The sequence below is a fragment of the Sphingobium sp. FW306-1B-F04DB genome, assembly GCF_058781925.1.
The window spans coordinates 396255-420825 of sequence record NZ_JBYSXE010000001.1 but is presented as its reverse complement, the minus strand read 5'-3'; the positions used below and the strand labels follow the sequence as shown (position 1 = coordinate 420825).

Genomic DNA, 24571 nt, shown 5'->3' with positions numbered 1-24571 from the left:
CATGGCGCGCGTGTTCGACTTCGATTCCGCAATCGTGCGCGCGCCCGCACCGAGCGTCGTGAACGGCCTCAGCGCATCGGGCGGCGAGATGCCGTCCTATGAGGGCGTGCTGGCCGAGCACCGCGCCTATATCGCCGCGCTCGAGGCTGCGGGCGTCGTGGTGGACGTGCTGCCCGCGCTCGACGCCTATCCCGACGCGATCTTCGTTGAGGACCCCGCTTTTGTGCTGCCCGAAGGCGCTGTCCTGCTCCGCCCCGGCGCATCGACGCGGATGGGCGAGGTCGCCGAGATCGAGCCGGCATTGAAGCGCCATTTCGATGAGGTCCTGACGCTGCCCGACGGCTTTGCCGATGGCGGCGATATCCTCATCACTCCCGCCGAAATCCTGATCGGCCTGTCCGCGCGCACCGACCTCGCGGGCGCGGAGGCCTTCGTCGCGCAGGCCGCAAGGCTCGGCCGCCGCGCGCGCATCGTCGAGACACCCCCCGGCACGCTCCATTTCAAGACGGCGTCGTCGCTGCTTGCCGAGGATTGCGTCGTCGCGACGCCAGCGCTTGCCGCGACGGGGGTGTTTGCCGGTCTCGACGTGTTGGTGACGCCCGAGGGCGAGGAAGCCGCGGCGAACCTGCTGCGCGTCAACGATACGGTGCTGGTGGGCGCGGCCTATCCGCGGGTCGCGGAACTGATCGCTGCACGTGGGTTGAATGTGATTGCGCTGGATGTCTCGGAGATCGCGAAGATCGACGCGGGCCTGTCGTGCATGTCGCTAAGGTGGCGCCATCCATGACCCGGGAACCGGCAACCTATCGCGGAAGTTGCCATTGCGGCGCGGTGCAGTTTTCGATCGAGACGGACTTTCCCGAATTGACCACATGCGATTGCTCGATCTGCGCACGGAAGAACGCGCTCATGGTGAAGGTGCACGAGAGCAAGTTCGAACTGTTGTCAGGCGCTGACAATCTTGCCGAATATCAGTTTCATACGCGGACGGCTCGGCACTATTTCTGCCGGACGTGCGGTATCTACCCGTTCCACCGGAAACGGGTGACCCCTGATTATCTGGGGATAAATGTTTTCTGCCTCGAGGGATTTGATCCATCGGGCATTCCCGTCAGGGCAACTATCGGCAGGGAGATGCCCTGACCTCGCTTCCCGGGACCACCCACGGCCTCTGGCGGACATCCACAGACGCCCGCCTCAGCACGTCACTTGATCGGGCAGTTGGGATCCAGCCGCATGTCGAGATAATTGTCGACCGAGCGCATCAGGTCGTCGAGCTCGTGCTCGAAGAAATGGTTGGCGCGCGGGATCTCGTCGTGATGGATAGTGATGTGCTTCTGCGTGCGCAGCTTGTCGACGAGCTTCTGCACCGCGCTCGGCGTCACCACCTCATCGCTCGCGCCCTGGACGATGATGCCCGAAGCGGGGCAGGGGGCGAGGAAGGTGAAGTCGTACATGTTCGCGGGCGGCGCGACCGAGATGAAGCCACGGATTTCGGGACGACGCATCAGCAGTTGCATGCCGATCCACGCGCCGAAACTGAAGCCCGCGATCCACGTGGTCTGCGCCTCGGGGTGGAAGCTCTGCACCCAGTCGAGCGCGGCGGCGGCGTCGGAAAGCTCGCCGATACCGTTGTCGAACGTGCCCTGCGACTTGCCGACCCCGCGGAAGTTGAAGCGCAGCGTCGCGAAGCCGCGGCGCTGGAAGGTCTTGTAGAGCGCCTGCGTGATCCGGTCGTTCATCGTGCCACCGCCCTGCGGGTGGGGATGGAGGATCATGGCGACGGGGGCGCGCGGACGCGGCGGGGGGCTGAAACGGCCTTCGAGACGGCCTTCGGGGCCGGGAATAATGACTTCGGGCATAGCACCTGCGGGCGAAAAGATGGGTATGCGAACAGCAAAGGCTGTGCACGGACGTGCAAGCCTATATAGAAGCGGGTCAGGGTTTCGCAATCAAAACGGGTGATCCGGTGTCCGACCGTCTCTATCTGGATCATGCGGCGACGACGCCGGTGCTGCCTCAGGCGCGGCAGGCGATGGCGGACGCGCTTGTGCGCTGGGCCAATCCTTCCTCTCCCCATGCCGAGGGACGCGCCGCGCGCGCGGCGCTTGAGGACGCGCGCGGACGGATCAAGAAGGCGCTCGGCTGGGAGCATGAACTGATCTTCACCAGCGGTGCGACCGAGGCGATCGGCATCGCGCTGCGCCGCGCCAATGCCGACGCGCACATCGTTTCTGCGGTCGAGCATGACGCGGTCCACCGCGCGGTTCCCAAGGCGTTCTTCCTTCCCGTACAAAGCGACGGTACCGTCGCCCGCGACGCATTGGTCGGACGGCTCGGCGCGCTCGGCGCGGCGCGGCCGATCGTCGCGATCCAGTCGGTCAACAACGAGACGGGCGTGATCCAGCCGCTGCACGATCTGGTACCCGTGGTGCGCGGCGCGGGCGGCATCGTCTTTGCCGATTGCTCGCAGTCGGCGGGTAAGATGGCTTTGCCCAACGCCGACCTCATCGCCATTTCAGCGCACAAGCTCGGCGGACCTCCGGGCATCGGCGCGCTGCTGGTGCGCGACCTGCGCGATATCGAGCCCGATGGCGGTCAGGAAAAGGGCTATCGTGGCGGTACCGAGAATCTGCCCGCGATCCTCAGTTTCGCCGCCGCGCTCGAGGCGTCCAATGCGTGGGTGCGCCGTGCCGAGGACCTGCGCGCGCATCTCGACGGCGCGATCGAGGCCTCGGGCGGGATCATCGCCGCGCGCAAGACTTTGCGGCTCGCGACGATTGCGACCTATCGCATGCCCGGCATGGCCTCGGCGGCGCAGCTCATCCAGTTCGATATGGCGGGGATTGCGGTTTCGGCGGGCTCGGCCTGCTCGTCGGGCACGCTCAAGATCAGCCATGTGCTCGCCGCGATGGGCTGGGACGACAAGGAGGCGGGCGAGGTCGTTCGCGTGAGCTTCGGCCCCGACACCAGCCGCGCCGACGTCTATCGCTTCATCGAGCAGTGGCAGCGACTAGCGCGCGAGGCGAGGGCGCGCGCGGCATGAGCAAGGCCATGAGCAAGGCGATCTATCTGGACTATCAGGCCACCGCCCCGCTCGCACCCGAAGCACGTGAGGCGATGCTGCCCTGGCTCGGCGACAAATTCGCCAACCCCCATTCGCCGCACAAGCCGGGGCGCGAAGCCGCCGCTGCGGTCGAGGTCGCGCGCGACGAGGTGCTGGCGACGCTTGGCGGTTCGGGCGGCCGGCTGCTCTTCACGGGGGGTGCTACCGAGGCGGCAAACCTCGCGATCCAGGGTGCTGCGCTGAAGTCGCCTCCGAAGCGCCGCAAGATCGTGACGATCGCCACAGAACATGCCTGTGTGCGCGACACCGCTCTGTGGCTGGGCGCGCACGGCTATGAGAGCGTGCTGCTGCCGGTCCATGCCGACGGGCTCGTCGATCTCGGTGCGGCAGCGGAGGCGATCGACGAGAGCACCGCGCTGGTCGCCGCGATGCTCGTCAACAACGAGATCGGCGTAATCCAGCCGATCACCCGGCTGTCCGAAATGGCGCGGGAAAAGGGTGCGCTGTTCTTCTGCGACGCGGTGCAGGGCTTTGGCCGAGTGCCGCTGTCGATCGACGTCTGCGACATGGTCGCGCTGTCGGCACACAAGATCCACGGGCCAAAGGGCGTGGGCGCGCTGTGGTTGCGCGACGGCGTTGCGATCGAACGGATCCAGCATGGCGGCGGCCAGGAAGGCGGCCTGCGATCGGGTACGCTCTCCCCCGCCTTGTGCGCGGGATTCGGCGCGGCGGCAAAACTGATGCGCGCGCGCGCCGGGCATGATGCGGTCCACATTGCGGAGCTCGCCACCACGGCGATGCGGCGTTTGGCCGATTGGGATATAAACGGTTCCGTGACAGATCGTTACCGTGGCAACCTCAACATCCGTCTGAATGGTCTCGACGTCGCGCGGCTGATCTCCGAGCTGCGTGAGGTCGCGCTGTCGGCGGGGTCCGCCTGCGCGAGCGGATCGGGGCGGCCAAGCCATGTGCTCTCGGCATTGGGGCTGACCGAGGCCGAGGCGCGGTCGAGCATCCGCTTGGGATTCGGCCGCTACACCACGCTCGACGAACTTGATCACGCACTGTCGCTGATCATCGAGGCCGCCCAGCGCCAGGGCGCGATCGCGGCATGACGCGCGTGCGCTTCATCAGCGCGGACGGGCAGACCGTCCGCGAGGTGGCCGGCGCCCCCGGCGACAATCTGCTCACGCTCGCGCAGAATGACGGCCAGCCGCTGGAGGGTACGTGCGAGGGGCAGATGGCGTGCTCGACCTGCCATGTGATCGTCGACGCCGCCGACTTCGCGAAGCTTCCGCCGGCCTCCGAAATGGAAGAGGACATGCTTGATCTCGCCGCGGGCGCGACGCGGAACAGCCGGCTTTCCTGCCAGATCTGGCTCGACAAAAGCCTCGAAAGCCTGACGGTCCGGATCCCGGGTGAAGTCCGCAACATGCAGGGGCGTTGATTTGCGCGGGCGAATCGCCCATATGGCCCCCGGGAGTCGGGCGGACGCAGCACTCGCCAACCCGGTCAGGTCCGGAAGGAAGCAGCCGTAACGAATTCGTTGCGGGTCGTTCCGGCTCCCACCCTCTCACGGACTTTAATAGCGACGTCATCCCAGCGAAAGCTGGGATCTTTCGTCTGTTGAGCCGCGATTTCGTCAGGAGATGCCAGCCTGCGCTGGCATGACGAAGGTGGAATGGGCTAGGCTGATCACCATGTCCGAATCTTCCCAGCCCTATCGCGTCCTTGCGCGCAAATACCGGCCGCAGAATTTCTCCGAGCTGATCGGGCAGGATGCGATGGTCACCACGCTCGGCAACGCGATCAAGCGCGACCGGCTGGCGCACGCATTCCTGCTGACCGGCGTGCGCGGCGTGGGCAAGACCTCGACCGCGCGACTGATCGCCAAGGCGCTCAATTGCATCGGGCCCGACGGGCAGGGCGGGCCGACGATCACGCCTTGCGGTGTGTGCGAACCCTGTGTGGCGATCGCGGAGGGGCGGCACATCGACGTGGTCGAGATGGACGCTGCGTCGCATACCGGCGTCGATGACGTCCGCGAGATCATCGAGGCGGTGCGCTATGCCGCGGTTTCAGCGCGCTACAAGGTCTATATCATCGACGAAGTCCACATGCTGTCGAAGAACGCGTTCAACGCGTTGCTCAAGACGCTCGAGGAGCCGCCCGCGCATGTGAAGTTCCTGTTCGCCACGACCGAGGTGAACAAGGTGCCGGTCACCGTGCTCTCGCGCTGCCAGCGCTTCGACCTGCGCCGCATTGCCGCCGAAAAGCTCGCCGCCCATTTCGGCAATGTCGCCAAAGCCGAAGGCGTCGAGGCCGAGCCCGAAGCGCTCGCGCTGATCGCGCGCGCCGCCGAAGGGTCGGCACGCGACGGTCTCTCGATCCTCGATCAGGCGATCGCGCATGCCGATATGGAGGGAAGTCATGGCGTCACCGCGGCGCAAGTACGCGACATGCTTGGCCTTTCCGATCGCGGCGCGATCCGCCGGCTGTTCGGCGAGTTGTTGACCGGCGATGCGCACAAGGTGCTGAGCGGCTTGCGCGACCAGCATGATCTGGGCGTCGATCCCGTCGCTATTCTTCGGTCGCTGCTCGAGACGGTCCATGGCGTCACGCTCGCCAAGGTGGGCGGCAGCGACGATCCCGCGCTGTCCAACGAGGAGCGCGAAGCACTCGTCGAATGGGCGGGCAAGCTGTCCTTCGCATCGCTCCATCGGCTGTGGCAGCTGCTGCTCAAAGGGCATGACGAGGTCGTCCGCGCCGCATTGCCGATCGAGTCCGCGGAAATGGCGCTGCTGCGTGTCATCCACGCCGCGCAACTGCCCGATCCGCGCGAGCTGATGAAGAAGCTGGCGAGCGGCGAGGCGGTAGCAGCGACGCCATCGGCGACGCCTGCGAGCGCGCCGGCACATGAGACAGTGCAGCAGCGGCTACCGGCCAGTTTCCCCGCAATGATCGAGCTGCTCGCAAATGGCGGCAAGGCGCATATGGCGCAGCAACTCCACGATTATGTCGGGCTCATCCGCTATGCGCCGCCCGCGCTCGAAATCCGTCCCGCAAAGCCGATGCCCAGCGAGTTCAACCGCGAGCTCGCATCCGCGCTCAAGGCGCTGACCGGCGAAACCTGGGAAATCGCCTCGCCCGACGGACCTGCCGAGCCCACATTGCTCGAACAGGACCAGGCGCGTGAAATGGCGGCGCGCGACGCGATTCTAGCGACACCCATCGTAAAGGCCGCCTTTGACGCCTTTCCAGAAGCCGAACTGCTGGAATACAAGGCTGTCGTGCGCGGCTGAATCGCTCGAACGAATTTCAATATAGGGTTCTAGTACAATGAAAAATCTGGATGAAATCCTGAACATGGCCAAGAATGTTCAGGAAGAGTTGCAAAAGGCGCAGGCCAATCTCGACACGATCGAGGTTGAGGGCGTCTCGGGAGGCGGGCTGGTCAAGGTCAAGGCGAGCGCCAAAGGCCGGATCATCGGCGTGTCGATCGACGACAGCCTGATGAATCCGTCCGAAAAGCAGATGCTTGAGGATCTGGTCGCCGCCGCGTTCAACGACGCGCGCGCCAAGGCGGATGCCGCCTCGAGCGCCGAAATGAGCAAGATGACGAGCGGCCTGCCGCTGCCCCCGGGCTTCAAGCTGCCTTTCTGAAGCGGAACGATCCGCGACCTTCTTGCGTTGCCCATGGCATAATCAGGAGGGTCGCTTCATGTCCGAAGAGCGTATCACTGAAAACAAGGGCGCCACGCCCGGCACCACCACCACAGTCATCGAACGCCGCAGCGGGGGTGGCATCCTGCTGGGCGTGACCCTTGTGCTCGGCGCAATCCTGGCCTTTTTCCTGTTCAGCATGAACAAGGAAGAGGCACGGCAGAGCGATGCCGTGTCGCAGGCAGCGCAGGACGTGGGCGAGGGTGCAAAAAAGGTCGGCGACGCTGCCGATCGCGCTGCCGACGAATATACGGGCGACAAGAAGTAGCCCGCCTTAGCGCAGGCAGCTGTCGAGACCGTCGCGGCGTACGACGCCGACCCAGCGCGCCAGGCGGTTGCCGTGGCGACGCGTGAAGCCTGCAGGCGAAATCGCCGCCCGCTTCTTGGGCTGCGGCAGGACGGCGGCGATACGCGCGGCTTCCACCGGGGTCAGGCGGCTCGCATCATGCCCGAAATAGCGCTGCGCGCCGGCATTGGCGCCATAGGTGCCGATGCCCGTCTCGGCGATGTTGAGATAGACCTCCATGATCCGCTGCTTCCCCCAGATCAGTTCGATGAGGACGGTGAAATAGGCCTCGAGCCCCTTGCGGAAAAAGCCGCCGCCTTGCCAGAGGAACGCGTTCTTGGCGGTCTGTTGGCTGATCGTCGATCCGCCGCGGATGCGGCCGCCGCGCGCGTTGCGCCTCATCGCGTCCTCGATCGCGTCGGCATCGAAGCCGCGGTGCGAGCAGAACTTGCCATCCTCTCCCGCGATCGCGGCGCGCGCCATGTTCGGGTCCATCCGCGACAGGCTCATCCAGTCCTTGGTCAGCCCGCGCCCCGAAAATACGTCGCCTATCATCGTCGCGGTGATCGGCGGCGGCACGAATCGGTAGATCACCACCCAAGCGACTGAAACGCCAAGGAAAATCAGGATCGCCCGAACGATCCACCAGGTGACACGGGAGGGAAGCGAACGCGCTTTAGATCTAGCCATGCCGGGCTGTTAGCAAAGCCGAACCGGATTCGTCATCCATCAGACTCAGAAAAGGGCGGTGCAACGGACCGCCGCAGCACCTTGCGTCCCACCCTCGCGGGCGGGAACGTATCGACCGGATTTACGCCAGCGAAGGCAGCAGGCGCCTTTCGCCGGCGATGCGCATCATCGCCTTTTGCAGCTTCTCGAAGGCGCGGACCTCGATCTGGCGCACGCGCTCGCGCGACACGCCATAGACCTGGCTCAGTTCCTCGAGCGTCTTGGGTTCTTCCGCCAGGCGACGCTCCGCGAGAATGTGCTTCTCGCGATCATTGAGGTCCTCCATCGCCGCCACAAGCATTTCATGGCGTACGTCCTTTTCCTCGGCGTCAGCGATGCGTTCATCCTGGAGCGGATCACTGTCCTGCAGCCAGTCCTGCCACTGGCCGTCGCCATCCTCGCGCATCGGCACGTTGAGAGACGTATCGCCGCCCATCGCCATGCGACGGTTCATGCTGACGACGTCGTCCTCGCTCACGCCGAGATCGGTCGCGATCTTCTGGACGTCGTCGGGATGCAGGTCACCGTCCTCGAACGCGTCGAGCTTGTTCTTCATCCGGCGAAGGTTGAAGAACAGCTTCTTCTGCGCCGCGGTGGTGCCCATCTTCACGAGGCTCCACGACCGCAGGATATATTCCTGGATCGAGGCGCGGATCCACCACATCGCATAGGTCGCGAGGCGGAAACCGCGATCGGGCTCGAACTTCTTCACGCCCTGCATCAGGCCGATATTGCCTTCCGAGATCAGTTCTGACGTGGGGAGGCCATAGCCGCGGTAACCCATCGCGATCTTCGCCACGAGGCGCAGATGGCTGGTTACGAGCTGCGCTGCAGCTTCGGGATCCTGATGCTCCTGATAGCGCTTCGCGAGCATATATTCCTGCTCGGGCGCTAGGATCGGGAATTTCTTGATTTCCGCCAAGTAGCGGTTGAGGCTCTGCTCACCCCCCAAGGCGGGGATCGTCGCGGGGACGTTGGTGTTGGCAGCCATGACTTCACATACTCCCTGAATCAGTGCCCCGCTGGGAGGCTACTGCGCTTGGACTCTTATACACGTAATGCCCTGAACAGTTCCTGCATATCGACAGGAATTTCGCTATCGAAGGCTAAAGCGTTACTACTGATCGGATGAATGAAGCCGAGATGGGCCGCATGCAGCGCCTGCCGGTGGAAACCGAGTTCCTTCAGCACCGCCCGATGTGCCGGCTTGGGACGGCCATAGACTGGATCGCCGAGCAGGCTGTGGCCGATCGACGTCATATGGACTCGCACCTGGTGCGTACGGCCGGTCTCGAGCCTGCATTCGACGAGTGCTGCGTCCTTCAGCATCTCGACGGTGCGATAATGCGTCACCGCGCGCCTGCCGGTTTGTACGATCGCAATCTTCTTGCGGTTCTGCGAAGACCGCGCGAGCGGCGCGTCGACCGTGCCCGATGCCGGATTGGGGCGCCCGCTCACGATTGCCCGGTAACGGCGCTCGATGCTGTGCGCGGCGAATTGCCTGGCAAGTCCCTCATGCGCGCGATCGGTCTTGGCGGCGACCAACAGCCCCGATGTGTCCTTGTCGATGCGATGGACAATGCCGGGGCGTGCAACGCCGCCAATGCCCGAAAGGCTGCCGCCGCAATGGTGGAGCAGCGCGTTGACCAGCGTCCCGTCGGGATTGCCCGCGGCCGGGTGGACCACGAGCCCCGCGGGCTTGTCGACGACGATCAGATGCTCGTCCTCAAAGGCGATGATGAGCGGGATGTGCTGCGCCTCGTTGTGCGCGGGCTCCGGGAGGGGGATATCGAGCGCGAACGCGGCGCCAGCACTGGCCTTGATTGCAGGATCACGCACGAGCACGCCATGCTCGTTGCGGACATTGCCGCCCGAGATCAGCGCCTTGATCCGCTCGCGCGACAGCGTTGGCACCGCCGCGGCGAGCGCACGGTCCAGCCGCCAGCCGCCCGCATCCGCGGAAATACGAGCCTCGACAGTGGAAATCCCCCGATTCATCGCGCACAATGTGGGTATGGCCGTGCGCATATCAAGATCACTGCTCGACTGGATTCGCGCCGAGGCGGCGGCGATGCCCGAACGCGAGGTGTGCGGCCTGCTGCTCGGCAGGCCGGGCCAGATTCTCGATGTCCGCCCCGCGCACAATATGGCGCCGCACGCCGAGAATCGCTTCGAGATCGATCCGCAATTGCTGTTCGATCAGGCACGCGCCGAACGCGCGGGGGGCACGACGCGGATCGGCCATTATCACAGCCATCCCAACGGCCGCGCCGAGCCTTCGCGCACCGATGCCGAGGCGGCCGCCGGTGAGCCCGCACAGCTCTGGATGATCGTCGCTGCAGGCGACGCGACATTGTGGCGCGCCGACGCGCCCAACGGGCTACACGGCCGCTTTGCGCGCGTCGATCTCGAAATCGGGTGAGCCCGCCGGTTGCAACATCGTCCTGCGTCCGCCAGAAGGGCAAAAAATTTCTTACTTTCCCGAGGGGCATGGGATGTCTTCGATCGATGCGGTGGATTTTGCGAGTTTGCTCTGCTCCCGGCTATGTCATGACCTGTTGAGCCCGGTGGGAGCGCTCAACAACGGCCTAGAACTCCTCGCCGATGAGCATGACCCGGAGATGCGTCAGCGCTGCCTCGATCTGCTCGCTGAGAGCGCGCGGACCTCGGCCAACAAGCTCAAATTCTTCCGGCTCGCCTTTGGCGCCGCTGGCGGCTTCGGCGAAGAGGTGGACGCGCGCGAGGCCAAGGGCGCGATCGAGGGGCTTTTCGGTATAGATGGCCGCATCGAACTCGGCTGGATGGTCGGCGAGGCGGCGCTCAGCAAGACCGCGATCAAGGTGCTGCTCAATCTTTCACTCATCGCGGGGGATGCCCTGGTTCGCGGGGGCCGGCTCGATGTCGGCGCGGAACGCAGCGACGCGGGTACCGAGATCGTCATCCGCGCCGAAGGACCGCGGCTCGTGCTCGACCCAGAACTGCGCAAGGCGCTGCTTGGCGAGGTCGCGGACGACGCCTTGACGCCGCGCGCCGCCGCCGCATGGCTCGTCCATCGCATCGTCACCGACACCGGCGGGGAAATCCAGGTCTCGGCGCCCGAGGACCCCTTCCTGCTCTTTGGCGCGGTCATCGCGGGACGCTGACACGCCTAGATAATTGTCAACAATTTCAAAGCGTTGCGTGGCGCGTTGATGCGCGGAGCCGGCTTCGCGAAGAGGCGGGCGTGACCGCCTTCTCCACCCCGACCCCGGCGGGAAAATGCGGTCCGCCGCTGAGATAAATGGGGAAAAGGGCTGTCGTGCCATCATGCCGGCAGCCCTTATTGTTGCCGCCTGTCCTGACGAACAAGGCTAACCGCTTTTTAACCAGCTCTGCCGCAAGACGGCGCCTCGATACGCGCCGGAGCGGATGGGGCATGGACGACATTCTTGCTGAATTCATCGCGGAGACCCGGGAAACGCTTGAGGCGGTCGCGGGCGAACTCGTCGCGTGGGAGGCCAGTCCCGGCGATCGCGAGCGGCTCGACACGATTTTTCGCTTCGTCCACACGGTCAAGGGAAGCTGCGGCTTTCTCGATCTTCCGCGCCTCGAAAAGCTGAGCCACGCCGCCGAGGACGTGCTGTCCGAAGTGCGCGACGGCAAGCGGGCCGCCGACAGCCATCTGGTGAGCGCGGTCCTCGCGGTCATCGACCGTATCGGCGAGCTTGCCGAGGCGATCGAGACGGGCGAGGCGATTCCCGATGGTGACGATCTGCTGATCGCTGCGTTGCGTGCCGAACAGCCCGCCGAAGCGGTGGAGGTCGAGGCGCAGGCGGTTCCCGTCATGCGCGGCAGTACGCGCAGCATCCGCATCTCGCTCGACCTGCTCGACCGCATGATGAGCGGCGTGTCCGACCTCGTGCTCGCGCGCAACGAACTTTCGCGCCGGCTGCAGGATGCGGGCGTCGACCCGGCGATCGAAGGGTCGTTCGATCGGCTTTCCACCTGTGTCGGCGACATGCGCGACGCGATCACGCGGACGAGGATGCAGCGGATCGAGAAGCTGTTCAGCTCGATCCCGCGCATGGTCCGCGACATTGCGGGCGAACTGGGCAAAAGCGTCGACCTCCAGATCGATGGCGGCGATGTCGAACTCGACCGCGAGATGATCGAGCTCATCCGCGATCCCCTGACACACATCATCCGCAACGCGCTCGACCACGGCATAGAGACGCCCGCCGCGCGCGAGAAGGCGGGCAAGCCCGGCACGGGGCGCCTGCGCGTCTCGGCGCGCCAGTCGGGCAACCAGATCGTGATCGAGGTGAGCGACGACGGCCGCGGCATCGACACCGACCGGTTGGTCGCCAAGGCGGTCGCCGCGGGCGTTGTCACCTTCGATCGCGCCGACAAGCTATCGCGCGATGCGCAGCTGGCGCTGATCTTCGAGCCCGGTCTCTCGACCGCAAAAAGCGTGACCGCGATTTCGGGGCGCGGCGTCGGCATGGACGTCGTCCGATCCAATATCGAACGCATCGGCGGCATCGTCGACCTCGACAATGCGCCCGGCAAGGGGCTTGCGATCTCGATCCGGGTGCCACTGACGCTCACCATCATTCCTGCGCTCACCGTCAGCGCGGGCGACCAGCATTTCGCGATCCCGCGCTCGGCGATCCAGGAGATCGTGCGCGAGAACAGCAGTTCGGTCACGCTCGAACAGGTCGGCACCGCGCAGGTGGCGCGGATTCGCGACCAGCGCATCCCGGTCGTTTCGCTCGAGGCGGTACTCGGGCTCGAGGAGGACGAGGAGCAGGGCGTCCGTTCGCTCGTCGTCCTCAATCCCAGCACCGGCGCGAGCTACGCGATCAGCGTCGGCGCGCTTCACGATCATCAGGAACTCGTCATCCGCCCCTCATGTCCCGCGATCATGGCGACCGGCGTCTATGCGGGGATGACGCTGCCCGACACGGGGCGTCCGATGCTGCTGCTCGATCCCGCCGGCATCGCCGAGAAATCGGGCATTCTCGCGATCAGTTTCGACGATGTGGCGCCCACGGAAGCCGTGCGCGACGCGGAGGATGGCGAGCGCGTCTCGATGCTGCTGTTCCGCGATCTCGACGGCGCCGAACGCGCGGTCCGTCTCGGCGTGGTCGAGCGGATCGAGGAGGTTGCGGGTAACCAGATCCGCTTCGCCGCGGGCCGGCTGCGGCTTGCGATCGAAGACCGCATCATCCCGCTGGTCGGCTTCGATACGATCGCCGAACGCGAATCGGTGGGCGTGCTGCGCCTCAACGACGGCACGCTCGAACTTGCCTATGCGATCGACGAGGTCATCGACATCATCGCGTTGCCGAGCGAGATCGTCCGCGCCAAGGCCGACGGGATCGTCGCGGGCGTCGCGCTCGTCGACGGGCGCCAGGTCGAGATCCTGGATCCTTATTGGCTGTTCACCGAAGCGACGGGCAACGCCGCGATCAGCGCCGAGAAGCCCGTTTGCCTGCTCTCCAACGGCGACGACATCTGGACGCGCGAGGTGCTGCGACCGCTCGTCGAGGCGGCGGGCTATCGCGTCGCCTTTGCGGGCGATCTCGAGCCCGCGGCGGCCGATATCGTGATCACCAGCGACAGCGAGCCCGTCGATGTGGCGCTTCCGCCGGGTCGCCTGCTCAGGCTTCGCAATGACATGGGCGCGCGCGACGGGGACCCGGAAAGCGTCTATCGCTATGATCGCGCGGGGCTGATGACCGCGCTTCAGGCCAGCCGCGGGGGGAGGGCAGGCGCATGAACGATCTCTATCTGATCGCGCATATCGGCGGGCAGCGCGTCGCGTTTGCCACAGCGGCGATCGACTCGGTCGTGCACGTGACGCACACCACGACGGTTCCGCTTGCGCCACCGCATTTGAAGGGACTCGCCGCGCTCAGGAGCCGCGTGATCACCATGATCGACACGCGCGCCGCGCTCGGCCTTGGTGCGGCCGAGCCCGCGTCCGTCCTCACAACCGTCGTCGTCAATCTCGACGGCCACCAATACGGGCTCGTCGTCGACATGGTCGAGGATGTCTGCGCGATCGGGGGAGCGCCTGCGGCCGTGCGCTCGCGGCTCGGCGCGGGCTGGGCACGCGCGTCGCTGGGGCTGCTCGATCATGATGGTGCGTCGCTACTGCTGATCGACCCGGCGGTGCTCGTCGCGGGCAATCTCGCGATCGCGGCGTGAGCGGTTCTTAACCCGGCGCTTACGCTTTCGCGCTATCCAGTCTTTCGACCAAGCTCACAGGTCCAAAAGGGTTGCAGGAACAATGTCGAAGAAGTGTCTGGTCGTCGACGATTCGAAGGTGATCCGCAAGGTCGCCCGTCACATTCTCGAAACGCTCGACTTCACCGTCGACGAGGCGGTGGACGGGCGCGACGCGCTCGACCAATGTCTTGAAACCCCGCCCGATGTGGTCCTGCTTGACTGGAACATGCCGGTCATGAGCGGCATGGAATTCCTTCGCGCGCTACGCCAGAGCGACCTGCCCGTGCGGCCCAAGGTCGTCTTCTGCACCACCGAGAACGGCATGGGGCACATCCGCGCCGCCATCGAGGCTGGCGCCGACGAATATGTCATGAAGCCCTTCGACCGCGAAACGCTCGAGAGCAAGCTGCAGATCGTCGGGCTTGCCTGAGCGGAGCATTTGTGGCGAGCCAGCCCCTTACCGACGCCAATGAACCGGACAACGAGGTTGCTGAACGCAAGATCCGGTTGATGATCGTCGACGATTCGGCAGTCGCCCGTGCGGTGCTTGCGCGTATGATCTCGAACAATCCGGCCTTCGCGATCGTCGATCAGGTGGCCAGCGCACAGGAAGCGCTCGAGAGCCTGAAGCGACACAACGTCGACGTGATCCTGCTCGATATCGAGATGCCGGGGCGCAACGGCATCGCCGCGCTTCCAGAACTCATCGAAATGAGCCGCGGCGCGCGCATCCTCATCGTCTCCGCGCTTGCCGAGGACGGTGCCGCCGCGACGGTCGAGGCGCTGACGCTCGGCGCCGCCGATACGCTGGCCAAGCCCGGCCGCAACGCCTTTGGTGGTCGCTTCTCCGAAATCCTCTGCGAACGCCTGATGCGGCTCGGCAGCGCGGGCGGTCCCGCCACGCAGGGCCATCTGCGCATACCCCAGCCGCTCGAAGCGGTGGTGGCGGTCAGCGAGCCGCGCGCCGATCTCGGGCCGATCGAATGCGTTGCCATCGGCGCATCGACGGGCGGGCTGCATGCGATCACTGAATTCTTCCGCGCCTTGCCCGGTGATTTCGACGTGCCCATCCTCATCACGCAGCACCTGCCAGAGGTCTTCATGCCCTTTTTCGCGCAGCAGCTTCAGGGATCGACGGGGCGCAAGGCGGTGGTTGCGCGCGAGGGGATGCCCGTCGAGCGCGGCGTGCTCCACATAGCGCCCGGCAACGCGCACCTTTGCGTCGAGCGGCATGGCGCGCGCGTGGTCGTGCGCCTGAGCCGCCAGCGCGTCGAATCGCGCTGCCTGCCATCGGTCGATCCGATGTTCGATTCAATCGCCGAGGTCTATGGCGATGGCGCGGCCGGTGTGGTGCTGAGCGGAATGGGGCGTGACGGCTGCGTCGGTGCCGCACGGCTCGCCGCGACAGGGGCGGAGCTGCTTGTCCAGAACATCGACTCCTCGGTGGTTTGGGGGATGCCCGGAAGCGTGGCAAAGGCGGGCATCGCCACCGCGGTGCTCCCGCCCGCAGCGATCGCGATGCATCTCGCGAAGAGGCGCGTCGCCCAATGAGCGAAGTCAATTCGGCCGCGATCCGGACACTGGCGGCAATGCTCGAGGCGCGTACGGGCCAGCAACTCGTGACCAGCCGGGTGTGGCGGATCGAGACGTCGCTCAAGCCGCTGCTGCGCGAGCGCGGCATGACCTCGACCGACCAGCTTGTCGCGGCGATGCTCAAGGGAAGCGAGCATGGCCTTGCCGACCGCGTGATCGAGGCGCTGCTCAACAACGAAACCTTCTTTTTCCGCGATCACGGCGTGTTCCAGCTTCTCGATCGCGAGGCACTGGAACTGCTGCGCGCCGCGCGCGAGTCGCGCCGGCGGCTGCGGATCTGGTGCGCCGGCTGCTCAACGGGGCAGGAGGCCTATTCGATCGCGATGATGATCGCCGATGCGCCCGCGCGCTGGCAGGGCTGGACCGTCGACATTCTCGGCACCGACATCTCCTCAGGCGCGATCGAGCGTGCGCAGACCGGTATTTTCTCGCAGTTCGAGATCCAGCGCGGATTGCCGATCACAATGATGATGCGTTGGTTCGATCAGGAGGGCGAGAGCTGGTATGCGAGCGCCGACCTCAAGCGTCGCGTCCGGTTCCGTCGGCACAACGTCCTCGAACAAGCCCCGATGCCGGGGCGTTTCGACCTCATCCTGTGCCGCAACGTGCTTCTCTATTTCCCCGCTGCGGTGCGCACCGCGGCGTTTGACCGGCTTGCTTCGGCGATCGAACCCGATGGTGTGCTGATGCTCGGCGCAGGTGAGACGGTACTTGGCCAGACCGCCAAGTTCGCCTCGGAACGCGAGCTCCGGGGGCTCTATCGCCCCGCAGCGGCGGCAGAATCGATCAAGGCAGCCTGATCGCTTCGCATCGGCGCCGCGCCCCGCCTTCGATCTGCCGTGGCCGACGCCTCAGACTCCGCTGGCGCGGTTGCCCTGAGGTGTTCTACCATTGCTCGCTGTTCGCGTAAGCGGGAGAGCCGCCATGACGATTTCGCGCTATGGGTTTCCCGGCCTGGCCGCAGCGCTCTTGTGCCTTGCCGCCTGTGGTGGCTCCGAATCCTCCGCCGAACGCAATCGGTCGTCGCCGGCGACAGCTGCTTCGAACGCAGCGGCCTCTCCCAACAACAGCGCTGGCGGAATTGATGTGACCGCCAAGGGCTTTCCATTCCGGCAGGGGAGGTATGCCAGCGATCGCGTATGTCATGAGGATAACTCGACCACGGTCGAATATTTCCGAGGATATCGGCATGAATGGGGGGCGGACCAGCCTTCGATATTCGAAAAGATCATAAAGGTCGGCCCAGACCAATATCGCATTACCGAATCGATCGAAGGCAATGACGATGACATCTTCCGGACGATAAACGAATACGAACGAACGGGGCCTGACAGTTTCCGCATGACGGCACATGTGCATTATGACCTCGACGATATGGGGAACGTGACTCCCGTCCAACGCGACACCGTCTATGACTATAAGTGGTGCGGCCCCAACGAACCCGATGATGATTGACCGCGACAGCAGGTGCTGCGGCCCTGCGCGCGAAATTCCGTTGATGGGCTGGCCTTTATGCGCGACTGGGCTATGGCCGCTCGCGTGATACACAGCCAACCCACCGGATTCGGGCCGCGCGACATCTTCGTCGCGATGATGATGAACGTGCTGTGGGGGCTCAACATCATCGCGGTGAAGATGGCTGTCGAGGCCACCGGGCCGTTCACGGCGGCATTGGTGCGCCAGGCGATCGTCTTCATCGTCTGTGCGTCGGCGCTCAGGGTCGTGCCGGGCCGCATGCGCGAACTGGTCGGGCTCGGAATTCTTTCGGGCGGCATCTTCTACATCTTCATCAACTGGTCGCTCGCGGTTGCCGACAATGTCAGCGCGCTGGCGATCGCGGGGCAACTCGGCGTGCCCTTTTCGCTGATCCTCGCGGTCATCTTCCTCGGCGAGCGCATCCACATCATCCGCATCGGCGGGATAGCGCTGTCCTTTCTCGGCGTGGTGCTGCTCGTCTTCGATCCCTCGGCGGGGGGTGAGGTACCCGGGCTCGTGCTGACCGCGGGCGGCAGCTTCATCTGGGCGCTGTCCTCGCTCATCCAGCGCCGTATGGCGGGGGTGCCCGTGCTCACCATCTATGCATGGATGGGGTTGGTCGGCACGATCGTGCTGCTGCCGCTCACTATCTGGCAGGAGCCGGAGATCCTCCGCGCGCTGCCTGCGTTGCCCCTGCGTGATTTCGGCTGGATCGCCTTTTCGGCGATCGGCTCGACGATCTGCGGGCATGGCGCGATGTCATGGCTGCTCCAGCGGCATCCGATTACGAGTGTCGTCCCGTTGACGCTCGCTGCCCCCGTGATTTCGGTCATCGTCGCGTCGCTTTTCTTTGCCACGCCGCTCACGCCGATTATGATCGCGGGCGGTTCTATCGCACTGGTCGGCGTCGCGATCGTGACGATCCGCACCGCGCGCGCAAAGGAGCATCAGGGTTGAACGCGTATATCGAGACGCCCTCACCCAATTTCGACGAGCGTGCGCTTCCCGTGTCGATGATCGTCCTGCACTATACGGGGATGCAGGACGCCGCCTCCGCGATCGCGCAACTCGCGAATCCCGACGCAAGGGTTTCGGCGCACTATGTCGTCGCCGAGGACGGGCAGGTCATCCGCATGGTGCCCGAAGACAAGCGCGCCTGGCACGCCGGCCGCTCGCACTGGCGCGGCGTCACCGACATCAACAGCGCGTCGATCGGGATCGAGGTCGTCAATCCCGGCCATGAGTTCGGCTATCGGCCGTTTCCCGATGAGCAGATCGATGCGCTGATCCCGCTCGTTGCCGAGATCATGGCGCGCTACCAGATCACACGCGGCAATGTCGTCGGCCATTCGGACATCGCGCCCGCGCGAAAACGCGATCCCGGCGAACTTTTCCCCTGGGGGCGTCTTGCGCGGCACAGGCTGGCACTACCGCGCCCGACCAAGAATTTGATGGACCCCAACTGGTCCGACGCGGGCTTTCTGCTCGCGCTCGAGCGCTTCGGTTACGAAGTCACCGATCCCATGGCGGCGGTCGTCGCGTTCCAGCGGCGTTTCCGGCCCGAGCTGATCGATGGCGAGATCGATGGCGAGACGCGCTCGATCCTGCTCGCGCTGCTGCTCCCCAAGCCGCAGGGCGACGATTAGGGATCGCGACGGTTAGGCGCGCTTCGACCGCGTCATGGCGATCGCCGCCGCATAGTCGTGCGCATGGCGCACCAGCTTGCCCGATCGTCCGAGCCCGCTGCGCTTGAGCAGGCGAAAAGGCTGGCTCTGGACGCCCGACAGAATCACTTCCGTATCGTCGGCGCGCGCCTGCGCCACGAACTCGCGCAGCGCCGCGGTGCCGCTCGCGTCGAGATAGGGCACCAGCTCCAGCCGCAATATGATCGCGCGCGGCATGCGGCCCATTCGCTTGAGCGCGTCGAGCAGTTCGCCCGCGACGCCGAAGAAGAACGGGCCCGTGATGCGGAACACCTCGACATCCTCGGGCAGCAGGTCGCGCTGGGTGGCGTCCTCGCTCTCGTCCATGCGCGCCGTGGTAACTGTCACCGTCTCGCTCATCCGCGCCATGAACAGCAGGCTGGCGATGGTCACGCCAACGCCGATGGCCACGGTCAGGTCGACCAGCACGGTAAGGAGAAAGGTCAGTAGCAGTATGCCACGCTCGCCGATCGGCATGCGCAGCAGCGCGACGAAGCGCTCGGCCTCGCTCATCCCCCAGGCGACCATCAGCAGGATTGCTGCGAGCACCGCCATCGGCACGAAGCGCATGAGGTCGCCCGCGAAGAGCATGAAAATCAGCAGGAAAACGGCGTGGAGCATGCCGGCGACCGGGGATCGTCCGCCCGCCTTCACATTGGCGGCGGTCCGCGCGATGGCGCCCGTCGCGGGCAGCCCTCCGAACAGCGCCGATGCGATGTTGCCCGCGCCCTGGCCGATCAGTTCCTGATTGGATCGGTGGCGGAACCCCGTCATTCCGTCGGCGACGACGCAAGACAGCAGCGCTTCGATCCCCGCGAGGAAGGCGATCGTGAAGGCGGCGGGCGCCACCTCCTGCACCTTGGTGAATGAAAATGCAGGGGGGGCGGGCATGGGCAGCCCGTGCGGCATGTCGGGAAAACGTGATCCGATCGTCTCGGCGGGCAGGCCGAGCAGCGCCACCGCCGCCGATGCGAGCACGATGACGATCAGATAGGCGGGCAGCTTCGGCGCAAGCCTGCGCAACGCCAGGATCAGCGCAAGGCTGCCAAGGCCGATCGCGGTCGTCACCGGATTGATCGTCGCGGCCGCCTCGGCATAGGCGATCCACTTGGGTGCGAAGTCCGCGGGCAGGTCGGCGATGGCGAGGCCCAGGAATTCCTTGATCTGGCTCGATGCGATGATCACTGCGATCCCGGCGGTGAAGCCCGTGATCACCGGATGCGGTATGTATCGTATCAGCCGCCCGAGCCGCATATAGCCCGCCGCCATCAGGATCACCCCGGCCATCAGTGTCGCAAGCACCAGTCCGTCATAGCCATGCGCGGCGATCACGTTGAACACCACGACGACAAACGCGCCCGTCGGTCCGCCGATCTGGACGCGCGAACCACCCAGCAGCGATATGAAGAGGCCAGCGACGATCGCGGTGATGAGCCCCTTGTCGGGGGTCGCGCCCGAGGCGACCCCGAGCGCCATGGCAAGCGGCAGCGCAACGATCGCGACGGTCAGCCCGGCAAAGGCATCGCTGCGGAGCCGATCCAGACCATAGCCCTCGCGCAGCACTGTGAAGAGCTTGGGGGTAAATCCACCCGGCTCGTGCGGCGCGCTGTCCGCAGCTTTGCGCCGGGCGTTGGCGCGGTCGGCCATGGTCTCGAACATCGGCACCGCGCCTCAGTCCCCCGGCTGCCGCCGCCGCTCCGCGGGATCGCGCAGCCTTACGCCGCGGCCAGTGCCCGTGCTCGGCCGGTTTTCGCCGATCAGCTCGATCCCCTCCGCCTCCAGCGCTTCGACGACCTTCATCAGCGTGTCGATCACCCCTCGCACCACGCCCTCGGATGCTTCCATGCGCTGGATCGTGGGCAGCGACACGCCCGCGCGCTCGGCGAGCTCGCGCTGGTCGAGGCTCAGAAGCGCGCGCGCCGCGCGAAGCTGGCTTGATGTAATAATTTAAATCACTCCTGATGTATGAAACGTCAATACTAATATTTGTGCCAGCGCGTCAACCATGGTAGGAGCGCCGCCATGTCCGACCGCAATCTCCGTCAGGCCGCGCTGCGCGGGCTGAAGGGCCAGTGCCCCTCGTGCGGTGAGGCGCGGCTCTTCGCGCGCTTCCTCAAACCGGTGGAGGGCTGCCCCTCGTGCGGGCAGGACTGGCGACATCACCAGGCTGACGATTTTCCGGCCTATCTGGTGATTCTGCTGCTGGGCCATCTGCTCGTGCCGATCGTGATCGAGGTCAATTTGCTCCTCGACCCGCCGATGCTGTTCCAGATGTTGTTCTGGCCGATGCTGTGCGGCGTGTTCGCGCTGTTGCTGATCCAGCCGATGAAGGGCGTGGTGATCGCGTGGCAATGGGCACGGCGGATGCACGGCTTCGAAAAGGGCTGAGCTTGGCATTCGCAGTGATTGGGACTATCTCGCAACGCGCCAGAGGGTTGGGCGGCCGCGGCTCCTGCGTGCAGGAGGCGAGGAAAGTCCGGGCTCCACGGAAAAACGGTGCCGGGTAACGCCCGGCGGCCCGAGCGCAGGCTGGGGTCAGGGACAGTGCCACAGAGAGCAGACCGCCACGCTTCGGCGCGGCAAGGGTGAAAGGGTGCGGTAAGAGCGCACCGCGGGACCGGCAACGGAACCGGCATGGTAAACCCCACCGGGAGCAAGACCGAATAGGGGCGGCACATGGGCCTTTTTCCGGCCCGTCGCCCGGGTTGGTTGCTTGAGGCGCGGAGCAATCCGCGTCCTAGAGGAATGGCCGCACAGCCCGCGCAGGCGGGTGGACAGAACCCGGCTTATAGGCCCTCTGGCGCATTCAATTTTCTACTTCCAGATCATGATGTTGTTCCACTAAAGTCGTTCTGGGGCGAAAACGTCTCAGGGGGAATTATGAAGAGTTTTGCGGCCTTCCTTGGCGCAGCCGTGCTGACGACTTCGGCGGTGGCTCAGCAGCCGAGCATCCAGCAGCAATTCGACGCGGCCAGTGAGGCGCTCAAAGCCGAGAAATGGGCGGACGCGGTTGCCGGTTTCGACGCGCTTGAGCCGCGCCTGACCAAAAATCGACGCAGCCTTGCGATCGTGCGCGTTCGCAAGGCGGAAGCGCTCTACCAGCTCAAGCGCGATGCCGAGGCTGCTGCCGCGGTCAAGGCCGGACTTGCGGACCTGCCGGCCGACGACGCCAGCCTGCGTAACGACCGCTTCCTGGCGCTCATGCTGCTCGGTAACATGGATTCCCGTGCGCTCGATTACGCCAGCGCGCTGTCGCGCTATCGTGAGGCGGAACGCTTCGCTGATGCTCCGCAGAACAAGGTGCGCGCGATCGTGGCGATGGTGCAGAGCGGTACTTTCGTCGATCCCGATTCCGCATTGCTCAACGCCGAGCGCGTGCAGGCGATCGCCACCACGCTGTCACCCGACAAGACGACAGAGGCGCGGCTTGCCGACATGAAGGGACGCGTGCTGCTCAATCTCGGCCGTTTCAAGGAAGCTCAGTCGGAATTCGACAGATCGGTAAAGGCGTTGGGCGGGCTGTCGCTCAGGGTCGATCAGGACGATGTTATCGCGCGGTCCGACTACGCGATCGCAGCGATGCTTGCCGGGGATGATGAGCGCGCCCGCAGATATCTTGCCTATACTGGAGCCGGCCGATTGCCCAAGGATGGGCTCGTGATGGGCCCCGATACGCCTGCTCCGCCATGCGGCGGCCCCGACGGGCTCCGACCGGATGACGTTGGCGTCGTGGAATTCGGCATCGGCACCGATGGCAGCGTGGTAGCGCCGCGTCCGGTCTATTCCTCGCGGCGTGGCGCCAGCGCGCTCGAATTCGCGCGCGCCGTGGCCGACTGGTCCTGGGCGCCCGAGAAGGTCAGGGACATCCCACCGCTATTCCGGATGTTGACGCGTATCGAAATGCGATGCTCCACAGTGTCTGCACGTCCGTCGATACCGTCATTGCTTCGTCCCGGGCTCAATGCCTGGCTCACCGAAAAGGCGGTCGATCCGGTCAGGATCGAGGCGACCTCGAATGCCCGACGCCTCCCGCTACTTCTGGCCGAGCTGGGCCGTCGCGAGGCGGCATCCGGCGCCAACGCGCTTCAACTCGTTCCAGTCCTCGCGGAACTGGCCGGTTCGTCGGCGCTGGGTGCCAGCGAGTCGCTCGTGCATGCGAAGCGGGCATTGATGATCGCGGATGCCTCGGACGCGCCGCCGGTTGCACGGCTTTATCTGTCACACCTGCTATGGGCCAGCGCGGCGAGCGCCGATCGCAGCGCAACGAGCTACGGGCGTGCGATCGAAGCAGCGATGCAGGACGCGCGCATCGAAAAAGATGCCGTTGCGCGCGCTGCACTGCGTCTCATGCTGGTCGATAGCCGTGGCCAGAAATGGGACACGGACGACGAGGCATTGCTGCGTTCGGTGATCAATGATGGCGGGCTTGCCACGAACGATTCTTTTCGTGTGGGGGCATTGATCCGGCTGGCCTCGCAGCAGTTTCGCCAGGGCGATGATGAGGCTGCGCGCGCCACTTTCAAGCTCAGTGGCCTTTCGTCGGACCAGTGCGCGCTTGTCGACGCGCCGCCCGCCTTGAAGAAAGGCAGCATCAGCGACACCGATTTTCCGCAGGAGGCGCTGACATGGGGTTTCAGTGGCTGGACCTCCGTCCAGTTCGACATCGCCGCGGACGGCAAGACGATGAATCACCGTGCCTTGTTCGCCTATCCACCGTTTGTGTTCGGCGACGTAACCGCGGGCTATTTCAGGCGCTTCGAGTATGAGCCAAGCTATCGCCCCGGGCAGACGCTCGGGTGTGGCGGAAAGATGCAGCGGGTGACCTATCGGCGTCATGGGGGATAGTAGGCGATCTTGACGGACGTGCTGTAAGGCGGGTTTCGCCGCGAAGCCGAGTCCGTGTCGCCGCTTCGCGCTTGTGCAAGGCGAACGTGCCATTATGTAGGCTGCAATGGCCCGTTCCTCCCGATCCTATGACTGGGGTTTTCCCCGCTGGCGCGGCTATGAAGCGACGCGCGAGGCGACGAAGGTGCGGCTGTGCGACCGGCACGGGTGCGACAAGCCCGGCGACCGCCCCGCGCCCAAGGCGCCCAACAGCCCCGAGCGCTGGTATTTCTGCGAGCAGCACGCCGCCGAATATAACAGCAACTGGGACTATTTCGCGGGGCTTACCGCCGAGGAGGCAGCGGCGCGCGAGGCGCGCGAGCGCGCCGATTTCTCCGGCTTCAAGGAAGCGCAGCACTATGGCTGGGGCGGCCCGGGCGACGGCAGCCGCTCGCGCGACGAGCTTCATGCGCTCAAGGCGCTCGAGCTCGACGACGATGCCGATTTCGAGGCCGTGAAAAAGGCGTGGCGCAGGCTCGCCAAGGAAAATCACCCCGATGTGAAGCCCGGCGACGCCGCGGCCGCGGTGCGCTTCCAGGCGATCCAGGCCGCGTTCGAGGTGCTCCGCAGGGCCGAGGAGCGGCGCCCGCGTTGACGCGCCACGTCCGATCCAATTGGGAAACCGCCCTGCTCGTCTGCCGGAAATGCTCGAAGCGTCAGCGCGGGGGCTTCGGACCCAAGGGCAAGACGCCGCTCGCCAAAGCGCTCAAGAAGGAAATCGGCGGCAAGAAGGGGCGCAAGGCCGCAGCGGGCGTCGTCGAGGTCAAGTGCCTCGGCGTCTGCCCCAGGCACGCGGTGACGGTGGTCGATGGCCGCCACCCGCATGAATGGCTGCTGGTCAGGCCGGGAACCGAAATCGCGGATATCCTGGCAGAGCTGGAGCTGGCGAAGGATTAG

General features: G+C 65.4%; 28 protein-coding genes and 2 other RNA genes. 24 read left to right on the top strand and 6 right to left on the bottom strand.

The genetic code is table 11. The annotated features are described in order from the left end of the window. Position 1: 1 nt before the first annotated feature. Together AC3WJD_RS02045 and AC3WJD_RS02040 are read left to right on the top strand one after the other, a co-directional pair. On the top strand, positions 2–787 hold the full coding sequence (locus AC3WJD_RS02045; RefSeq protein ID WP_492744036.1) for a dimethylarginine dimethylaminohydrolase family protein: 786 nt from the start codon (positions 2–4) through the stop codon (positions 785–787). Then, positions 784–1143, top strand: a complete 360-nt coding sequence (locus AC3WJD_RS02040; RefSeq protein ID WP_492744034.1) for a GFA family protein — start codon at positions 784–786, stop codon at positions 1141–1143. Before AC3WJD_RS02045 ends, AC3WJD_RS02040 begins: the two co-directional genes overlap by 4 nt. Before the next feature lie 62 nt (positions 1144–1205). Here AC3WJD_RS02040 and AC3WJD_RS02035 read toward each other — a convergent pair whose 3' ends face one another. Then, entirely contained in the window at positions 1206–1862 is a 657-nt protein-coding gene (locus AC3WJD_RS02035; RefSeq protein WP_492744032.1) for an alpha/beta hydrolase, read from the bottom strand. Between the two features lie 107 nt (positions 1863–1969). Here AC3WJD_RS02035 and AC3WJD_RS02030 point away from each other — a divergent pair, with 107 nt between their 5' ends. The 7 genes from AC3WJD_RS02030 to AC3WJD_RS02000 all read left to right on the top strand — a co-directional run bounded on the left by AC3WJD_RS02030 (position 1970) and on the right by AC3WJD_RS02000 (position 7058). Continuing rightward, positions 1970–3046, top strand: a complete 1077-nt coding sequence (locus AC3WJD_RS02030; protein WP_492744030.1) for a cysteine desulfurase family protein — start codon at positions 1970–1972, stop codon at positions 3044–3046. Further along, entirely contained in the window at positions 3043–4182 is a 1140-nt protein-coding gene (locus tag AC3WJD_RS02025; RefSeq protein WP_492744028.1) for a cysteine desulfurase family protein, read from the top strand. The genes AC3WJD_RS02030 and AC3WJD_RS02025 overlap by 4 nt, the downstream gene beginning before the upstream one ends. Beyond that, a complete protein-coding gene (locus AC3WJD_RS02020; RefSeq protein ID WP_492744026.1) occupies positions 4179–4514 on the top strand; it encodes a 2Fe-2S iron-sulfur cluster-binding protein in 336 nt (111 codons plus the stop codon). The genes AC3WJD_RS02025 and AC3WJD_RS02020 overlap by 4 nt, the downstream gene beginning before the upstream one ends. A 28-nt stretch (positions 4515–4542) precedes the next feature. Continuing rightward, positions 4543–4640: signal recognition particle sRNA small type (ffs, locus tag AC3WJD_RS02015), an RNA gene on the top strand. A gap of 127 nt (positions 4641–4767) precedes the next feature. Next, positions 4768–6369: a DNA polymerase III subunit gamma/tau gene (locus AC3WJD_RS02010; RefSeq protein ID WP_492744025.1), complete on the top strand. Its 1602-nt coding sequence runs from the start codon at positions 4768–4770 to the stop codon at positions 6367–6369. 37 nt (positions 6370–6406) lie between these two features. Further along, on the top strand, positions 6407–6730 hold the full coding sequence (locus AC3WJD_RS02005; RefSeq protein WP_492744024.1) for a YbaB/EbfC family nucleoid-associated protein: 324 nt from the start codon (positions 6407–6409) through the stop codon (positions 6728–6730). A gap of 58 nt (positions 6731–6788) precedes the next feature. Next, positions 6789–7058 carry a hypothetical protein gene (locus AC3WJD_RS02000; protein ID WP_492744022.1) on the top strand — a complete coding sequence of 90 codons (270 nt, stop codon included), beginning with the start codon at positions 6789–6791 and terminating at the stop codon, positions 7056–7058. Positions 7059–7064: 6 nt separating this feature from the next. Here AC3WJD_RS02000 and mtgA read toward each other — a convergent pair whose 3' ends face one another. From mtgA to AC3WJD_RS01985, 3 genes are all read right to left on the bottom strand, one after another. Then, positions 7065–7766, bottom strand: coding sequence for a monofunctional biosynthetic peptidoglycan transglycosylase (gene mtgA / locus AC3WJD_RS01995; protein WP_492744020.1), 702 nt, complete (start codon positions 7764–7766; stop codon positions 7065–7067). Between the two features lie 121 nt (positions 7767–7887). Further along, positions 7888–8796, bottom strand: a complete 909-nt coding sequence (gene rpoH / locus AC3WJD_RS01990) for an RNA polymerase sigma factor RpoH (RefSeq protein WP_492744019.1) — start codon at positions 8794–8796, stop codon at positions 7888–7890. Between the two features lie 56 nt (positions 8797–8852). Beyond that, on the bottom strand, positions 8853–9803 hold the full coding sequence (locus tag AC3WJD_RS01985) for an RluA family pseudouridine synthase (protein WP_492744017.1): 951 nt from the start codon (positions 9801–9803) through the stop codon (positions 8853–8855). Positions 9804–9819: 16 nt separating this feature from the next. Here AC3WJD_RS01985 and AC3WJD_RS01980 point away from each other — a divergent pair, with 16 nt between their 5' ends. The 10 genes from AC3WJD_RS01980 to AC3WJD_RS01935 all read left to right on the top strand — a co-directional run bounded on the left by AC3WJD_RS01980 (position 9820) and on the right by AC3WJD_RS01935 (position 18733). Further along, positions 9820–10227, top strand: a complete 408-nt coding sequence (locus AC3WJD_RS01980) for a M67 family metallopeptidase (protein ID WP_492744095.1) — start codon at positions 9820–9822, stop codon at positions 10225–10227. A 73-nt stretch (positions 10228–10300) separates the two neighbouring features. Further along, on the top strand, positions 10301–10948 hold the full coding sequence (locus tag AC3WJD_RS01975; protein WP_492744015.1) for a histidine phosphotransferase family protein: 648 nt from the start codon (positions 10301–10303) through the stop codon (positions 10946–10948). Between the two features lie 272 nt (positions 10949–11220). Next, entirely contained in the window at positions 11221–13566 is a 2346-nt protein-coding gene (locus AC3WJD_RS01970) for a chemotaxis protein CheA (RefSeq protein WP_492744013.1), read from the top strand. Beyond that, positions 13563–13997: a chemotaxis protein CheW gene (locus AC3WJD_RS01965; RefSeq protein WP_492744011.1), complete on the top strand. Its 435-nt coding sequence runs from the start codon at positions 13563–13565 to the stop codon at positions 13995–13997. Before AC3WJD_RS01970 ends, AC3WJD_RS01965 begins: the two co-directional genes overlap by 4 nt. An 82-nt stretch (positions 13998–14079) precedes the next feature. Then, positions 14080–14448 (top strand): response regulator, encoded by a 369-nt coding sequence (locus tag AC3WJD_RS01960; RefSeq protein ID WP_492744010.1) that lies wholly within the window; start codon positions 14080–14082, stop codon positions 14446–14448. Between the two features lie 11 nt (positions 14449–14459). Continuing rightward, a complete protein-coding gene (gene cheB, locus AC3WJD_RS01955; protein WP_492744008.1) occupies positions 14460–15569 on the top strand; it encodes a chemotaxis-specific protein-glutamate methyltransferase CheB in 1110 nt (369 codons plus the stop codon). Further along, entirely contained in the window at positions 15566–16411 is an 846-nt protein-coding gene (locus AC3WJD_RS01950) for a CheR family methyltransferase (RefSeq protein WP_492744006.1), read from the top strand. The genes cheB and AC3WJD_RS01950 overlap by 4 nt, the downstream gene beginning before the upstream one ends. 124 nt (positions 16412–16535) lie before the next feature. Further along, positions 16536–17066: a hypothetical protein gene (locus AC3WJD_RS01945; protein WP_492744004.1), complete on the top strand. Its 531-nt coding sequence runs from the start codon at positions 16536–16538 to the stop codon at positions 17064–17066. 84 nt (positions 17067–17150) lie between these two features. Continuing rightward, positions 17151–18044, top strand: coding sequence for a DMT family transporter (locus AC3WJD_RS01940; protein WP_492744002.1), 894 nt, complete (start codon positions 17151–17153; stop codon positions 18042–18044). A gap of 56 nt (positions 18045–18100) precedes the next feature. Beyond that, entirely contained in the window at positions 18101–18733 is a 633-nt protein-coding gene (locus AC3WJD_RS01935) for an N-acetylmuramoyl-L-alanine amidase (RefSeq protein WP_492744094.1), read from the top strand. Positions 18734–18745: 12 nt separating this feature from the next. Here the strand turns inward: AC3WJD_RS01935 and AC3WJD_RS01930 are convergent, their stop codons facing one another. Together AC3WJD_RS01930 and AC3WJD_RS01925 are read right to left on the bottom strand one after the other, a co-directional pair. Next, on the bottom strand, positions 18746–20449 hold the full coding sequence (locus AC3WJD_RS01930; RefSeq protein WP_492744000.1) for a SulP family inorganic anion transporter: 1704 nt from the start codon (positions 20447–20449) through the stop codon (positions 18746–18748). 12 nt (positions 20450–20461) lie between these two features. Continuing rightward, positions 20462–20737, bottom strand: coding sequence for a helix-turn-helix domain-containing protein (locus tag AC3WJD_RS01925; RefSeq protein WP_492744092.1), 276 nt, complete (start codon positions 20735–20737; stop codon positions 20462–20464). 75 nt (positions 20738–20812) lie between these two features. Here AC3WJD_RS01925 and AC3WJD_RS01920 point away from each other — a divergent pair, with 75 nt between their 5' ends. The 5 genes from AC3WJD_RS01920 (at position 20813) to AC3WJD_RS01900 (ending at position 24571) form a co-directional block, all read left to right on the top strand. Further along, complete coding sequence (locus tag AC3WJD_RS01920; RefSeq protein ID WP_492743998.1) at positions 20813–21178, top strand: DUF983 domain-containing protein; 366 nt, start codon at positions 20813–20815, stop codon at positions 21176–21178. A 39-nt stretch (positions 21179–21217) separates the two neighbouring features. Further along, positions 21218–21595, top strand: an RNA gene (gene rnpB / locus AC3WJD_RS01915) — RNase P RNA component class A. Between the two features lie 75 nt (positions 21596–21670). Next, positions 21671–23635: a tetratricopeptide repeat protein gene (locus tag AC3WJD_RS01910; protein ID WP_492743996.1), complete on the top strand. Its 1965-nt coding sequence runs from the start codon at positions 21671–21673 to the stop codon at positions 23633–23635. Positions 23636–23741: 106 nt separating this feature from the next. Then, a complete protein-coding gene (locus AC3WJD_RS01905) occupies positions 23742–24269 on the top strand; it encodes a J domain-containing protein (RefSeq protein WP_492743995.1) in 528 nt (175 codons plus the stop codon). Continuing rightward, positions 24266–24571 carry a hypothetical protein gene (locus AC3WJD_RS01900; RefSeq protein ID WP_492743993.1) on the top strand — a complete coding sequence of 102 codons (306 nt, stop codon included), beginning with the start codon at positions 24266–24268 and terminating at the stop codon, positions 24569–24571. The genes AC3WJD_RS01905 and AC3WJD_RS01900 overlap by 4 nt, the downstream gene beginning before the upstream one ends.